General features: G+C 66.8%; 12 protein-coding genes and 1 pseudogene. 10 read left to right on the forward strand and 3 right to left on the reverse strand.

Annotated features, from left to right (window positions below; translation table 11 throughout):
• Positions 1–78: 78 nt before the first annotated feature.
• From ACGFIZ_RS33030 to ACGFIZ_RS33040, 3 genes and pseudogenes are all read left to right on the forward strand, one after another.
• A pseudogene (locus ACGFIZ_RS33030) lies at positions 79–267 on the forward strand (IS3 family transposase); the annotation flags it as partial.
• Between the two features lie 88 nt (positions 268–355).
• The gene (locus ACGFIZ_RS33035; RefSeq protein WP_393426940.1) at positions 356–847 is read left to right on the forward strand and encodes a hypothetical protein; all 492 of its coding nucleotides are present in this window, start codon (positions 356–358) and stop codon (positions 845–847) included.
• Entirely contained in the window at positions 844–1,161 is a 318-nt protein-coding gene (locus ACGFIZ_RS33040; RefSeq protein WP_393426943.1) for a hypothetical protein, read from the forward strand. The genes ACGFIZ_RS33035 and ACGFIZ_RS33040 overlap by 4 nt, the downstream gene beginning before the upstream one ends.
• Positions 1,162–1,937: 776 nt before the next feature.
• On the opposite strand, the gene ACGFIZ_RS33045 is transcribed toward ACGFIZ_RS33040, so the two are convergent.
• Genes ACGFIZ_RS33045 through ACGFIZ_RS33055 form a run of 3 tightly spaced genes read right to left on the reverse strand, consistent with a single transcriptional unit; the run spans position 1,938 to position 5,972 of the window.
• Positions 1,938–3,218: a Zn-dependent hydrolase gene (locus ACGFIZ_RS33045; RefSeq protein WP_393426946.1), complete on the reverse strand. Its 1,281-nt coding sequence runs from the start codon at positions 3,216–3,218 to the stop codon at positions 1,938–1,940.
• Positions 3,219–3,232: 14 nt separating this feature from the next.
• Complete coding sequence (locus tag ACGFIZ_RS33050; RefSeq protein ID WP_393426950.1) at positions 3,233–4,357, reverse strand: diaminopropionate ammonia-lyase; 1,125 nt, start codon at positions 4,355–4,357, stop codon at positions 3,233–3,235.
• 16 nt (positions 4,358–4,373) lie between these two features.
• On the reverse strand, positions 4,374–5,972 hold the full coding sequence (locus tag ACGFIZ_RS33055; RefSeq protein WP_393426953.1) for an amidohydrolase family protein: 1,599 nt from the start codon (positions 5,970–5,972) through the stop codon (positions 4,374–4,376).
• Positions 5,973–6,540: 568 nt separating this feature from the next.
• On the opposite strand from ACGFIZ_RS33055, the gene ACGFIZ_RS33060 reads away from it, so the two are divergent.
• The 7 genes from ACGFIZ_RS33060 (at position 6,541) to ACGFIZ_RS33090 (ending at position 15,540) form a co-directional block, all read left to right on the forward strand.
• Complete coding sequence (locus tag ACGFIZ_RS33060) at positions 6,541–7,248, forward strand: GntR family transcriptional regulator (RefSeq protein ID WP_393426956.1); 708 nt, start codon at positions 6,541–6,543, stop codon at positions 7,246–7,248.
• A gap of 552 nt (positions 7,249–7,800) precedes the next feature.
• Positions 7,801–9,225, forward strand: coding sequence for a sodium:solute symporter (locus ACGFIZ_RS33065; protein WP_393426959.1), 1,425 nt, complete (start codon positions 7,801–7,803; stop codon positions 9,223–9,225).
• Between the two features lie 128 nt (positions 9,226–9,353).
• Entirely contained in the window at positions 9,354–10,535 is a 1,182-nt protein-coding gene (locus tag ACGFIZ_RS33070; protein ID WP_393426962.1) for a YgeY family selenium metabolism-linked hydrolase, read from the forward strand.
• Positions 10,536–10,632: 97 nt separating this feature from the next.
• The gene (locus tag ACGFIZ_RS33075) at positions 10,633–12,195 is read left to right on the forward strand and encodes an NCS1 family nucleobase:cation symporter-1 (protein WP_393426965.1); all 1,563 of its coding nucleotides are present in this window, start codon (positions 10,633–10,635) and stop codon (positions 12,193–12,195) included.
• Between the two features lie 9 nt (positions 12,196–12,204).
• A complete protein-coding gene (gene hydA / locus ACGFIZ_RS33080) occupies positions 12,205–13,611 on the forward strand; it encodes a dihydropyrimidinase (RefSeq protein WP_393426968.1) in 1,407 nt (468 codons plus the stop codon).
• Positions 13,602–14,297, forward strand: a complete 696-nt coding sequence (locus ACGFIZ_RS33085; protein WP_393426970.1) for an aspartate/glutamate racemase family protein — start codon at positions 13,602–13,604, stop codon at positions 14,295–14,297. Before hydA ends, ACGFIZ_RS33085 begins: the two co-directional genes overlap by 10 nt.
• A gap of 940 nt (positions 14,298–15,237) precedes the next feature.
• Positions 15,238–15,540, forward strand: coding sequence for a hypothetical protein (locus ACGFIZ_RS33090; RefSeq protein ID WP_393426972.1), 303 nt, complete (start codon positions 15,238–15,240; stop codon positions 15,538–15,540).
• Positions 15,541–15,636 lie beyond the last annotated feature (96 nt).

The following is a 15,636-nucleotide window of genomic DNA, read 5'->3' on the forward strand; positions in this document are numbered from 1 at the left end:
GCCGGCGCCGTCGCCTCTGTCGGCTCCAAGGGCGACTCGTACGACAACGCGATGGCCGAGGCGTTCAACTCCCGCTACAAGGCCGAACTCGTCCGGAACAAGGGCCCACGGCGCGGGCTCGACGACCTGGAGATGGCCACCGTCGAGTACATCGACTGGTACAACAACCGCAGGCTGCACGGCGAACTCGGCCACGTCCCACCCACCGAACACGAGGCACTCCACGCGATGACCCACCCGGTCACCGCACCCCTGAAAACCAACTAACCAACTCTCCATCAAACCCGGGGCTTGACAGTGGAAGCTGACCTACAAGTGGGCCAGGTTCACACACCCGAACAAGGCGAGGCGCTGGGTGACCACCCGGTACTTCGGCGAGTTCAACCCGGCCAGGCGCGACAAGTGGGTGTTCGGAAGCCGAGATACTGGCTCCTACCTGCGCAAGTTCGCCTGGACACCGATCGTCCGGCACCGGATGGTCGCAGGAACGGCATCTCCGGATGACCCGTGCCTGACCGACTACTGGCACCAGCGGCGACGCCGCAACCCTCCCCCGATCAGCACGATCACGCTGCGGCTCCTACGAGCCCAGCAAGGCCGGTGCCCGATCTGCCGAGGGCTGCTGCTCCACGCCGAGCATGAACCACAGTCCCCACACGAGTGGGAGCAGTGGCTCACCGCCACCCGCACGGCGATCCGCAAACACGCGGTCACCGCCTGGTGCGCTGGCACGCCGGATGAACGCACCGCAACCCGACTCATACACGCCTCCTGCCACCGCCGGATCACCAACAGCGGCAACAGGACAGCGCAGCCACCCGCCCGCAAGCCATCAGGGTTTGCTTGAGCCGGTTGCCCGGAAACCGGGCACGGCCGGTTCTGAGGGGGCCCCGGCGCAGCAATGCGCCGGGGCTACCCGACGAACGCTGGTTCGCCGATCTGACCAACCGCAAGCTCCGCCGCTCCACGCACTGCAGCGTCAAAGCCGTCGAAGACGACGGCAACAACTGGATCGCGGCGTGGAACGACAACCCAAAACCCTTTGTCTGGGCCAAAACCGTCGACCAGATCCTCGACAACCTCGCCAACTACTGCACCCGAATCAATAAAGCTTCCAACAACAGGACACTAACGCCAGAATCGAATTCGATATCGATCTAGGTGTACTGCCCCGGCTGGACCACGAGGTTGACAGGCGTGGCCTGCGGGACCGGCCGGCCGGTCATGTTCTCACCACGCAACTCGTAGCCCTCCGGCTCCAGGCCGATCGTGAAACGCCCGTCCTCGCCTGCCTCCGCAACCGCGACCTGCTGGTCGGGCCCCGGTCCGCAAGACCACGGTCCGAGCCCGGAGAGGAATCCGTGGGCACTGCGACCCGGCCTCCAGTACGGGGCAGCCGACATCGAGCGCGAACTCCCGCACCCCCGGTCGTCGATGACGCCGGCGCGCCTCCGGGATCGGATCCCGCACCGCCGCCAGCAGCACGGCCGGTAGCAAGAGGACCGCTCGCGACCAGCCCGCTCGTACACCCATAATCGTGGGACGTCGGCGAGGAGCCAGCGTTGCCGCCCCGCGCGTGTTGTCGGTCCGAGCATGACGACATGGACGCTGGGCCAGAGGCCCAGGTCGACCGGTCGGGCCCACGAGGCGGTCATGACGGACAGCAGCATCATGCGACGAGATGCCCCCTCCACCTGCCTTGATATGGGGCGGAGGCGACGGCCTTTTGCTGACCTCGCCGGCCAGGTCATAGCGGGCCTCGATGCTGTCCCGGCGGTAGATCGCAGATATCCTGTCCCCCGCCACGCAAGCGGTCAGTGCGGAGAACCCGCTGACGCGCGACAATCTTACTGCCCTTCACGCCGGCCTCGGCCCGGCCGCCTGATGCTAATCGGCTGCCAGCGGGCGCAGCGCACCTTGACTACAGTCCGTAGCCGTTACAGGCTGTCCTTCGCGGCGAGCCGCCGTACGACGGCGGTCAGGATGTTGATGCCGTTAGCGCAGGCCTCCGGCGTGGAGTACTCACGCGGGTTGTGGCTGATCCCGTCGTACTCGCCGGGGACGAACACCATCGCGGTCGGGCAGAGCGCCGCGATCTCGCCTGCGTCGTGGCCAGCGCCGGATAGCAGCCGCATCTGGCTCAGTCCGACAGTGTCGATCTCTTCGGAGATGACGTTTTCCACGTCGTCGTGGAATTCCACCGGGGGTGTCTTCGCCGTCTGCCTCGGTGTGATCTGCACGCCGGTCTTCGCGGTGACGACCTCGAGATACCGGCGCAGCTCTTCCTCGGCCGCCTGCATGTAGGTCTCGCTGGGGTTGCGCAGGTCGATGGTGCAGACGACCCGGGCCGGCACGATGTTGATGAGGTTGGGATAGGTGTCGTTGCGTCCGACGGTGACCCGCAGATCGCCGTACTTGCCCGAGTCCACCATCTCGTGCAGCTTGAGGGTGATCATCGCCGCGGCGAGACCGGCGTCGTGGCGTAGCTCCATCGGGGTCGTTCCCGCGTGCGCGGACCTGCCGAACAGGGTCAGCTCCTGCCAGCTGATCGCCTGGACCCCGGTGACGACGCCCAACTCCCTGCCGGCCGCGCTCAGCACCGGCCCCTGCTCGATGTGGCACTCGACGTACGCGTGCGGCGCCGCGAGCCGGGCCGGCGCGGTGCCGCGGAAACCAAGCCGTTCCAGTTCTGCGCCGATCGTTATGCCGGTGACGTCGGCACGGAGAAGAGCCTCGTCCAGCGGGATTCGCCCCGCCGCGACGGCACTGCCGAGCATGTCGGTGCCGAAGCGGACGCCTTCCTCTTCAGTGAAGAAGGCGACCTCGATGGGATGGTCGGTCAGCACCTTGTGCTCGTCGAGGATGCGGGCCATCTCGATCCCGCCGAGCACGCCGAGGCATCCGTCAAACGCCCCGGCCGTGGCCACGCTGTCGATGTGCGAGCCGACGAGCACCGGCGGGGCGTCGGCGAGTAGCCCCTCCCGCCGGCCGTACACGTTTCCGAACTCGTCAACGCGTACCCGCAGGCCGGCCTCGCGCATCCACCGGATGACCAGTCGGCGGCCCTCGGCCTCTGCGTCGGTCAGCGCGAGCCGGTTGACGCCGCGCAAGCCGCTGCGTCCATCGATGTAGCTGCCCACCTCGGCCAAGGCCATGAGGGATGCCCACAGGCGATCCTGGTTGATCGCCAGCCGATCCTGGCTGTTGGTGCCGGACATCGCGGTCTCCTTCGTCAGATGGCTTGCGGGGCCGGGCAGGTGCCGACGATCCGCTCGTAGCCGACCGGGTCCGTCGCGCCCTCGGTGGACACCACCAGAACGTGGTCGTCGGCGGTGAGCTTCAACTCGTCGGAAAAGGCGAGCAGGCCAGCCAGCCCTGCGGCCCCGCTCTCGCCCGAGACGATGCCGTCCTCGGCGAGCAGGCGCATCGCCTCTTCGGCGTCGGCGTCCTCAACCGCGGCGAAACAGGACATCCCGGCGCTCACGTCCGGCCAGGCGACCGGCGACCCGGTCCCGCAGTTGAGTCCGGCCATGATGGAATCCTGTGGATCGGGAATGGTCACCAGGTCACCGGCCTCGGCGGCGGCGAGGACGCAGTCGGCCCGGGTGGGCTCCACGCCCACAACCCTGATGCCTTCGGTGGAGAAGGCGCGGACCATCGCGGCGGCGAAGGCGCCGACACCGATCTGGGCGGCGACGACGGACGGTGCAGGCAGATTCTGCTCGGAGATCTGCTCGATGATCTCCTGGGTCAGCGTGCCGTAGCCGTCGATCACCCAGGCCGGCACGTCCATGTAGCCCGGCCAAGAGGTGTCCGAGATGACCAGGTGGGTGTCGTCGGCCAGTGCGGCGCTGGCCGCCACCGCGTCGTCGTACCCGCCGGCCACCACAGTGACCTCCGCCCCCTCCTCGCGCAGCGTCGCGATCCGGGCGGGCACCATGTCGTGCGGCACGAGGATGTGCGCGCGCAGGCCGAGGAGCTTCGCCATCCGGGCGACGGCCCGGCCGTGGTTGCCGTCGGTGGCGGCGACCAACTGCAGCGGGTGCGAGTCCAGGCTTTCCCGCAGGTCCGCCAGGACCGGCGTGCTGCTCTCCGCCACACCCAAATGCCGGCACAGCGCTCGGTAGGTGGCCCACGACGCGCCGAGAATCTTGAACGACGGCAGCCCCAACCGGGAGGACTCGTCCTTCACCAGCACCGATGCGACGCCGAGCCGGGCGGCGGCGTGCGGTGCGGCGCGCAGCGGCGTCGGCTGGTATCCGGGCCAGGCCCGGTGGAACGCCAACGAGGCGGTGTTGACCGGCCGCACGCGCGCGAGGTCACGCAAGGGGTTGGTAATCAGACGCTTGACGCCCATCGACGGGTCGTTCCTTTCAGTATCCGGGGATGGCGGAGGAGCGGGCGGTGCGGGTGACCACGCCGGCGCGGAGCCCGGTGTGCTCACCGTCGCGTATCACGGTGCCGCCACCGACGATGACCCGCCGTACCCCGTCCGGGGTGCGGTGCGGGTCCTCGTACGTGGCGCTGTCGACGAAGGTGGCCGGGTCGAGCAGGACGAGGTCGGCCCGCTTACCCTCCGCGATGCGGCCGCGGTCGTCGAGTCCCAGCCGGTCGGCCGCCCGGGAGGTGAGGCGGGCGACCGCCTCGCGACGGTCGACGACGCCGTCGCGGACGTATCGGCCGAGGACCCGCGGCGCGGTGCCGTACAGGCGCGGGTGCGGGTGCGGGTTGAAGATCCCATCCGAGCCGACCATGCCCCGCGGGGCGGCGAACAGGGTGCGTACCGTGGTCTCGCTCGCGTAGTGGTCGATCATCCCGACCGCGAGCTGGGTGTCGCGGAGCAGGTCGAGGACGGCCACGGCGGGATCGAGGTTCTCCGCCAGCGCGATCTCGGCCAGGGTACGTCCGACGGTGTCCTGCCGCGGTGCCGCGGCGTCGGTGACGGTGATTCCCTCCGGGCCGCAGGCCCCGTACAGGTTCTCCCATCCGGTGAGCCCGTTCTCCATGTCCCGCACCATCCGCAGCCGCTCGCCCTGGTCGTGTACGCGGCGCAGGATGGCGGCCGGGCCGCCGTCGGCCGCCCAGGGCGGCAACAGAGCGGACAGCAGGGTGCTACCCGCACCGTACGGGTAGTGGTCGAAGCTGAGGTCGATGCGCCTGGTCGCGTCAACCATGAGCCCGACGAGGTCCTCAAGCAGATCCGGGGAGCCGACGAGCTTCAGGTGCGAGACGTGCAGCGGGGCCCCGGTGAGTTCGGAGACCCGGATGAACTCGTTGATGGAGTCGAGAACCGCGGCCGCCTCGTTCCGCACGTGCGGCACCAGGGGGGCGCCGTACTCGGCCGCGACCTCGGCCAGGGCGATCAGTTCGGCGGTGTCCGCGTACAGGCCGGGGGCGTAGATGAGGCCGAACGACAGCGCCCGCGCCCCGGCGGCGAGGGCCGTCCTGACCTCGGCGCACATGGCGGCGATCTCGCGGGAGTCGGCCTGCCGGTTGCCGCCGCCCATCACCACGTCACGCACGGCGGAGTGGGGGACGCAGGTGACGATGTTGGTGGCCGGCCGCTGGTCGGCGACGGCGTCCAGGAAGTCGCCAAGGCTTTCCCAGTCCCAGTTGTCCGGGCCGGGGCCCTCCAGTGCGGTGAGATACCGGCGGCGGTCCGTAGCGCCGGCCGGTCGCAGCGGTGCGGGACCGAGACCGTCCGGGCAGATCAGTTCGGTGGTGAACCCCTGGGCGAGCTTGGGGTGCTGGAGCGGGTCGTGGAACACCCGCAGGGCCGAGTGGGCGTGCATGTCGATGAAGCCGGGACACAGCAGCAGTCCGCTGCCGTCGATTTCCTCGCCGCATGCGTCCACCGGCAGGGACGGCGCAACGGCCGTGATGACGCCGTCGGTGACGGCGACGTCGGCGGCGCGGGACGGCTGGTCGCCATCTTCGATATCCGCCCCGCGGATGACCAGGTCTGCCCGCATCAGTCCGCCACCGTTTCCGACCCGTACCGGTGAGCGTGATCGGTTCCTCGGTCTCGGCCGTGCCGCCCGGCGCGGCCGGCCGAGGCTGGGGGATGGCACATGGGTAACTGCCTTTCAGGTCGCCCGTAGGGCATGGTTCTCAGGCCCGCCCGGTGGTGAGTCGGGCCGAGGCGACTGCCGGCCGGCTCGCAGGGTTCGGGTGGTCCGCCCACCTGCACCCGCGATGCGGCGGTTGCCCGGACCGCTCGTCCAGTGCCCGGGCCTGGCCGGGTTCCGGTCCGTGATCCCGGGCGGTGGCTGAAGGTGAGCGGTATAGTGGGACCCTATCAGGATGTATGACAACTGTCAACCGACGTATCGTTGGTGGGAGATCGGGTCGACCATGGGTAGCTCGGGAGAGGATGACCACGGCTGTTAGGTTTCCCGTACCATCGATCGCCATTTCCGCCAAGGACAAAACGGGATGAAAAGTATCGACCGCCCCGGGGACGCCGCGCACCCTGTCGCCGATTCGGGTTCGCCGCAGCCGACCCGGAAGAGCCGGCGGTCGCGGCCGAGCCTGACTAACATGGTCAAGGATTTCATCCTGAATGACCTGATCCTCAACGGCGTGATCGCCTCGGGTGAGCGTCTGCCCACCGAGGCGGAGCTCTGCGAGCGATACGACATCTCGCGCATCACGGTGCGCGCGGCCCTGCGGAGTCTTCGCGACGCTGGATACATCGACGTCCGGCAGGGACTCGGATCGACTGTTCTGCCCCGGGCCAACACCTTGGCCACCGGTCTGGACCAACTGTCGTCGCTGGAGGTACTGGCTGCGGTCGACGGCGGCCAGTTGTCCAGCGTCGACGTCGAGATCGAGGAGGTGGCCCTCACAGCCGACGAAGCCGCGAAGCTGTCGCTGACCGCGGGGGAACGTGCGCTGGTCGTGCGCCGGGTGAAGATCCTGCGCGGCGCCCGGGTGGCCTACATCGTCGACTACATTCCCGAAGGTGTGCTCGACTTCGACCAGGTCCGGAACGAATTCGCCGGCTCCGTACTCGACGTGCTGCTGGACCACACCGAACTCGAGGTCGAGTACGCCGATGCGAACCTCACCGCCATCGGCGCCGGAGAGCAGCTTGCCGGGTTGCTGCACGTATCCGCCGGAACGCCGGTGCTCGGTCTGGAGGAGGTCACCCTGACCCGGTCAGGCCGAGCGGTCAACCTCAGCAAGTGCTGGATGCTCCCGACGTTCTTCGATTTCAGGCTGCGTCGCCGCCGGGGCAACAGTTGACCGCGGGCTCGGCCCGTGGCGCCGCATCCGCGCCCGCGCCGCGCCCCCGGATCGCCCTTCCGCTGGTAGCACACCCCTTCCGTGCCTCCGTGTCCCCAGCCAACTCCAGGCGGTTGAGATCACGCGCCGAGCCGACCAAACGGGTGGAATCGGCACGCTGCTTGCCGCCGGCCTTGATCAGCCCCTTTGCCCGCCAGGGCCGCGAGCGGCCTGGTGAACGCCCGCTCCTCGATGCCATGTTTCGACCAGCCGGGCGGAGTTTGCTCCAGACCGGCCTGGTCATCGGTAGCCGCCTCGGGCCGCCTGCCCGACTCGGTCGTTCCGTCGCAGACATCTGGCAACAAATGTCGACGACCTCTTGACAGTCATATGACAACCGGCGATTCTTTGGCGCATCTCATCGAGACGTAGGGGATGCGCAGGCGGGTCCGGCCTTGTCCGGTCCGGTTGCCCGGGGCCCCTCCACGTCGCCCACACTCTAGGAGCGGCCATGCCCGATCACGCCCTCCCACCGTCGCCCGGCGCGGCAACTGCGTCGCCGAGGAGGCGGCCGTGAGTCCTGTCGCGATCATCCTGGTTATCTACCTCGCCGCCATGATCGGTATCGGTGTCTACTCGAAGCGGCGAGTCTCCAGCACGGAGGACTACCACCTGGCGGGCCGCCGGCTCGGGCCGATCATGATCGCTGGCACGCTCGCCGCCACCGAGATCGGCGGCGGCAGTTCGGTCGGCGTGGCGGCGAAGGCACACGGCGACTGGGGGCTCAGCGCTGGCTGGTACGTTGTATCAGCCGGTATCGGCATCCTGCTGGTGACCCTAATCGCCCCGGCGCTGCGGCGGTCCATGGCCACGACGGTTCCCGAGATCCTCGCCCGCCGCTACGGCAAGGGTTCGCAGACGGTCACCAGCGTCGTTTCCGTGGTCTCTCTGACGGCCCTGACTGCGGTCCAGATCACCGCTACCGCGACCATCGCCAGCGTCCTGGGCGGCGTCGAGATGCGTACCGCCATCGTGATCACCGGCATCGGCACCATCATCTACACCTGGCTCGGCGGGATGTGGAGCGTCACCCTCACCGACTTCGTGCAGTTCTTCCTGATCGTCTTCGGCTTCGCCATCGCCGTGCCGTTCGCGCTCAACGCGGCCGGCGGGTGGGCCAGCGTCGCTGAGCGACTGCCGGAAGGACAGCTGGGCTTCACGAAGATCGGCTGGCCGACCATCGTCGGTCTGGTCGTCCTGTACTTCATGACGTTCTCGACCGGCCAGGAGGCCGTCCAGCGGTACTTCTCGGCGAAATCCGTCAAGGCGGCCGTGCTGGGCTCCCTGCTGTGCGGCGTGTTCATGTCCGTGTACGCCTTCATCCCCGCGATCATCGGCCTGATCGCCAAGGCGGAGTACCCGGACATCGTCAGCAACAACGCTCTGGTCCAGGTGTCCGTCGGTCTTCTGCCGCCGCTCCTCGCCGGTCTGCTGCTCAGCGCGGTGATCTCCGCGACGCTGTCCAGCGCCAGCGGCGACATGCTCGGGGCCGCGACCGTCTACGTCAAGGACATCCACGGCACTTTCATTGGCAAGCCCGACGACAAGCGGGAACTGCAGCTGAGCCGGCTGGTCATCATCGTGGTCGGCGTCATCGCGACGGCGATCGCCCTGCTGAGTCAGGCCATCATCCCGCTGTTGGTTTTCGCGTTCACGATCCGGTCGACCGGTCCGTTCGCGGCCTTCATCTTCGCCCTGGCTTGGCGCAAGACCAGCCGCTTGGCGGGTCTCCTGTCGGTCATCGTCGGCACGGTCGTGGGCTTCGTCTGGGAGTTCACGGGCCAGCCGTTCGGGGTGATGTCCGTAATCGCCGGCTCCGTCGCGGGTGTCGTGGTGTTCCTGGTCGTCCACCTCATCGACAAGCAGCGTGGCCGACTGGTCGGCGACGCCGAACCCCCCATCGAGGCACCGCAACCCGAGCCCGCACTGCAGTACTGACCCGGCTGCGGAGCCGGCCAACCGCCTGACCCGGCGTAGGCGCCGAGCTGATCGAACCGTGCTGGTGGGCAGCCAGGGACGGCGGTGCTTCTGACTACCCATGGCACTGCAAGTTGATGGAGAAGCGCATGTCCGAGTACTTCCAGATCGACAACCAGGCCATCACCGACTTCTTGCTACGTCTGCTCGCCACCCGTAGCTACTCAACCGAGGAGTCAGCCGCCGCGCAGGTGTTGGCCGAGGAGTTGGCTGGGTTCGGGTTTGAGGTTGAGGTTGACGATGTCGGGAGTGTTGTCGGCGCCCTCGTTCTCGGAGATGGCCCGACCGTACTTCTGGATTCCCACCTCGACACGGTTGTGGTCGTCGACCCCACCGAGTGGACCAGGAATCCCGAAGGAGAGATCGCTGCTGGCCGCGCTTACGGACGTGGTGCGGTCGACATGAAGGGTCCGCTGGCAGCCTGCGTCCACGGTGTCGCCGCGTTGCGAGGACTCGGGGTCGGCAAGATCGTGATCTCCGGAACTGTCGCTGAGGAGCTCGTCGAGGGGCCGGCGTTGGTTCGGGTAGCCGAACGGGTCCAACCCGACTTCGTCGTGATCTGCGAAGCCTCGGCTGGACGAATTGCGGCCGGGCAGCGTGGCCGCGCCGAGCTGTGCATCGAGGTGGAGGGTCGGTCCTCTCACTCCGCCTTCCCGCAGGTCGGCCTGAACGCGGCCGAGGTCATGGCCGATGTCATCGCGGCGCTCCGTTCGGTTGAGGGACCGACGCATCCGACATTGGGAGAAGGCATCCTCGTTCTGACCGACGTGATGTCACAACCCTACCCAGGTCTTTCCGTTGTGCCCGAACGTTGCGTCGCAACCTACGACCGCCGGACGCTGGTCGGCGAGACCGAGGAGGACGTTCTCCGGCCTGTGCGTACGGTGGTCGAGGCGGTGACCGCCCGGTGGGGAACCCACGGCACCGTCAGTATCGCCACCGACGAATACGCCGCCTATACCGGGACTCAGATCCAGGCGCCTAACTTCGCCCCGGCGTGGCTCACCGCACAGGATTCGGTGATCGTGACCGCGGCCATGGAAGGGCTTCGTTCCGCCGGCCTGGATGCCGTGGTTAGCCATTACAGGTTCTGCACTAATGGCTCAGGCACTGCTGGTCACCTCGGGATTCCGACTATCGGATACGGGCCCGGGGAGGAAGATCAGCCGCATACGGTTGACGAATCAATTGCCTTGGCGGACCTGCATGCCGGCGCGCGTGGCTACGCCGCCATCGTCTCCGCGCTGCTCCGGCACGGTTCTACCCCCTGATCACGACCCGGGAAGTTTCTACCCGGCACTAACCGCGTCGGGCATGGTTCCGTCTGTTCCCGCTCGCCTGGTCGCCACACCAAGTAGAGGAGTCAACGTGGTGAGCACCAAGAATGCCGACAAAGTGATTGGCTTACCCGAGGAGATCTCGGGAGCCGACCCCCGACTGGCCAACCCCGACCTCTTACCCACCTCGGTAGCGGCCCGCCGTTGGGGAGCATGGAACTTCGCCGCACTATGGATGGGCATGATCCACAGCGCCTTCGGGTTTGCTGTCATTGGCGGGATGATCGCCACCGGCATGTCCGCCTGGCAGGCGCTCGCCGTCGTCTTCGTCGCCAACATGATCCAGATGGGCCTGATGGCGCTCACCGGGCGAGTCGGCTCCCGCCATGGCATTCCGTTCGCTGTCTGGGCCAGGTCCGCGTTCGGGTCCTTCGGTGCGAACGTGCCCGCCTTCCTGCGTGGCGTCGTCGCCGTGGGCTGGTTCGGTGTGCAGTCTTACCTCGGTGCCACGGCAATTAATGTGCTGCTCGGCACCAGTTTTTCGGCCTGGCGGTCCTGGGACACCGTTTACGGTGGAATTCCGATCAACCTGTGGATATCGATGATTATCTACTGGGCCATCAACTTCGCGCTGATTCGTCACGGCATGGAGACGATCCGGCGGTTCGAGAGTTGGGCGGGGCCGCTGATCTTCGTGGTGATGATTCCCCTGGTGATCTGGGCATTCGGCAGGATGGACGGGCTGGGGCCGGTCTTTGATCACGCCAGCAGCTACTCCTCGACGACAGAATTCCTCCTCAAGGGATTCCTGCCCGGCGTTGCGCTGTTCATCTCCGCCAGTTGGGCGACGATGGTGCTCAACCTGCCTGATCTGACCCGCTTCGCTCGTTCCAACAAGGCGCAGGTTACCGGCCTCTTCTACGGTCTCCCGCTCGCCACGCTGGTGTTCTACGGCATGGCAGCCATCATCGTCTCCGGATCACAGGCCGCCACCGGAAAGGTGTTGTGGAACCCGGCGGACGTGCTGGTCGCCATCGGTAATCCTGTGATTTCGATCGTCGGCGCCATTTCGATTGCCGTCGCCACCATGTCGGTCAACCTGGCTGCCAATATCGTCTCGCCGGCCTATGATTTCACCAACCTCTTCCCCAGGTGGCTCACCTTCCGCAAGGCGGCTTCGGCAAGCATTCTGCTCGGGTTTCTTTACATGCCCTGGAAACTGATGCAGGACCCCGACACGCTCTTTCTGGTGCTCAACAATGTGGGAGCGGTCATTGGTCCAGCGACCGGAATCCTGATCGCGGACTACTACCTCGTGCGTCGTGGCCGGCTTGCGGTGCCCGAGCTGTACCGGACCCACACCGTTTACTGGGCCCACCGTGGCTACAACTACTGGAGCCTTGGGGTGCTTGTCGTGAGCACGGGGCTCTGTGTGGCCGGGCAGTTTGTCGACGCGATCAGCTGGACCTACGACTATGCCTCGGTCCTCGGCATTGCCGTCGGTTTCGCGCTGTACCTGCTCATGCTGCCGCTGGCCCGCCGCAGCTCCATCGCCGAGGCATTCCGCCCGATCGGCGACACCGGCGAGGAGAATGCCAACCTGAATCAGGTCACCGAACGGCCGGCAGCAGCGCCCAGCGTGAGCCACGAGTAGGGAGCAGTTATGCGTACTCTTCTGCGCGGCGGCACCGTAGTCTCAGCCGCCGACCAGTTCCGTGCCGATGTCCTCATCGAAGGCAGCCGCATCACCCAGCTAGGGGAGTCCCTGGATGTGACGGCAGATCAGGTCCTGGACGTGGCCGGCTGCCTGCTCCTTCCCGGCCTGGTGGACAGTCACACCCACCTAGCCATGCCCACGATGGGCACGGTCACGGCTGACGATTTCAACACCGGCACAGCCGCGGCGGCCGCCGGCGGCACCACAACCGTTGTCGACTTTGCCCTCCAGACCGAAGGCTCCCTGCTAGCCGGGCTTGAGGCATGGCGGGAACGAGCGGCCGGGCAGTCGCACATCGACTACGGGTTTCATCTGGCGGTGACCGAGGCGAGCCCCGAGGCGATCTCGGAGATGCAGGCAGTGGTCGATCAAGGGGTCACCTCGTTCAAGGTATTCATGGCATTCAAAGGATCCTTCATGGCCGACGATGAACAGCTGTTGAGGGTGCTCCGTCGGACCCGGGAGACGGGTGGCCTGGTGCAGGTCCATGCCGAGAACGGCGACGCCATCGAGGTGAACATCGCCGAAGCCCTCGGAAGGGGCGAGATCGCCCCGCAATTCCATGCCAAGACGCGTCCTGACAGTACGGAACAGGAGGCGACCGCCCGCGCGATCCACCTCGCCCGGTGGGCCAAGCGCCCGGTCTTCTTTGTGCATGTGTCAAGCGCGGCCGCAGTCAGTGAAATCCAGATGGCCAGGGCGGCAGGAAGCCCGGTGTACGGCGAGACGTGTGTGCACTACCTCACGCTCACTGAGGACGAGCTCGCTCGCCCTGGCTTCGACGGGGCGAAGTACGTGTGCTCGCCGCCACTGCGAACACTCTCCGACCAGGCGGTGCTCTGGTCGGCCCTACGTCAGCAGTCCTTGCAGATTTGTACGACGGACCACTGCCCGTTCAACTTCTGTGGACAAAAGGAGTTGGGTAAGGACGACTTTTCCAAGATTCCCAATGGTCTACCGGGAATTGAGCACCGACTCACCCTTCTCCATGAGTACGGCGTGCGTGCCGGACGACTGACGATGCCTGAACTCGTGGGGATCACGTCGACCGCGCCGGCGCGTATGTTCGGGCTCGACCGTAAGGGAAGGCTCGCCCCGGGTTATGACGCGGACATCGTCGTGTTCGACCCAGAGTCCCACATGACGATCACTGCGCGCGGGCATCACATGGCGGTCGACTACACACCGTACGAAGGATGGGAGTGTCGTGGAGCGCCGGTCACCGTGTTCAGCCGGGGCGAGGTGGTGTTCCGTGACGGGGATTTGGTCAGTACGCCTGGGCGTGGGCAGTACATCCGGCGGACACCGGGTCCGTTTGGGCCAGGAGAGGTTGACTCACTCCGATGGGTATGAGACTGCTCTTCATCAATCCGAACACGACCGCCTCGATAACGGAGGCGATCGAGGCACAGGCCCGGTCGGTCGCGGCGCCCGGCACCGAAATTGTCGCCGTGAACCCCTCTCGCGGTCCCGCAGCCCTCGAGACCCGGCGGGACGAAGAGGTGGCGATCGAGGAGATGCTGAGTTCACTGTCGACGTGGCGCCCAGACTGCTACGACGGAGTGGCGATCGCCTGTTTCGGGGACCCGGGACTTGACAGGATCCGCGCGCTGGTGCGGGCGCCGGTGGTCGGCATCGCGCAGGCCGCAATGCTGTCCGCCTGCGCGCTGGGAATGAAGTTTGGCGTGGTGGCGGCGCTTGAATCAGCGATACCTATAATGAGTGGTTTAGCCACCGACTATGGGTTCGGTGAACGCCTTACCGGGGTGCGGCCGGTCGGCATCAGTGTTATGGAGATGGCGAGGGATATCGACCGTAGTCGTGAAGCGATCGAGCTCGCCGTACGCCGTAGCTTTGCGGATGGCGCGGAGAGTGTTTGCCTGGGATGCGCTGCGATGGGACAGCTGGCACCAGTGCTCACCGCCGAACTGGATCGTCCGGTGATTGACGGGGTCCAGAGCGCGACAAAGTTGCTCGAGGAGATTGTTGTTGGAGAGCACGGAACGATTCCCGCCACCGTCGACGGTGCTATGTCGTAGCTGTTGGTGGCGGCCACGTAGATCGCGGTGCCCCAGCGGTGCGCGGACCCGCCGTATCGGACCGCATCAGCGGCAGGTGTTCACCGTCGTTTAGTTCAGCGGTGATGTAGGCGAACTGGCCGTGATAGCGCACGTGTATCGCGGCCAGTTGCGGCCACTTGGCCTTTGCGTGCTCACGCAGCCGCTGCGCCAGGAAGATCTTGGTGGACTCGGGTATGACGGGCATGGGTCACATCCTGCCCGCCGGCCGGTGTGTCCTGCTGGGCGCCGGCCTGCGCGCTGGCGTTGTCCCGACCTGGCCGCCGAAGCCGTGAGCCGGGGCATCACGGCGGCGATCTCCGCATCCACGAGGGCCGGATCCTGGCCGCCGACACGCTCAAACCCTGGCAGCACCAGTCCTGGATCTTCATCCGTGACCCGGACTTCACCGCCAAGGCCACGGCACGGCATTGCGCTCGACCCGGACGAGTACGTCATCTCCAGCGACGAGAAGGTCAGCATCCAAGCCCGCTGCCGCTGCCACCCCACCCTGCCGCCCGGCGCCGCCCGCACGATGCGGGTCAACCACGAGTACCAGCGCCGAGGCGCCTTGGCCTACCTGCCGCATACGACGTCCGCCAGGCCCGCGTCTTCGGCCACTACTCGCCCAAGACCGGCATCATCCCGCTCATGACCCGGGTCGAACAGGTCATGGCCCAAGAACCGTATGCCTCCGCGAAGCGCGTGTTCTGGGTGGTCGACAACAGCTCGTCCCACCGCGGCCAAGCCGCGGGTCGACCGCCTCGCGAAGCGGTTTCCGAACGCGGTCATGGTCCACACGCCGGCCCGACCTTGCAGGGTCACGCACTGTTGCTTCGAGCACGCCGGTCAGAATTTCGGTTCCCGACCGAGGCCCCCGGGCAGCCCGCCACCTCGCAACGGCGATGAAGGGTCGGCCCCGATGACGAACGAGCCCGAAGTGATTCCCGATGCCGATCACGAGCAGCTAATCGAACGCGTCGCCGCGATCGACGTGGCCAAGGAGTTCGGCAAGGTCTGCGTCCTCCTGCCGGATCCGGCCCGACCGGGCCGGCCCATCAGCAGGGTGTGGGATACCGATGCCACGACCAACGCCGTGCTGGCCCTCGCCTGCCGCCTGATCGAGATGGGCGTGCAGAAGGTCACCGTCGAGTCCACCTCCGACTATTGGCGGATCTGGTTCTACCTGCTGGAATCCCAGGGCCTAGCCTCGGCCCTTCGTTAAGGGGGTCTACTGCCGTTCTCGTGGGTCGGGTTCATGATCGTCCGGGTAGTGGTGGGCAGAGGCCGCCGCGGCGGAGGTTGGCCATGGTGATCAACG

This window comes from Micromonospora sp. NPDC048830 (assembly GCF_043198215.1).
Lineage (GTDB): Bacteria > Actinomycetota > Actinomycetes > Mycobacteriales > Micromonosporaceae > Micromonospora.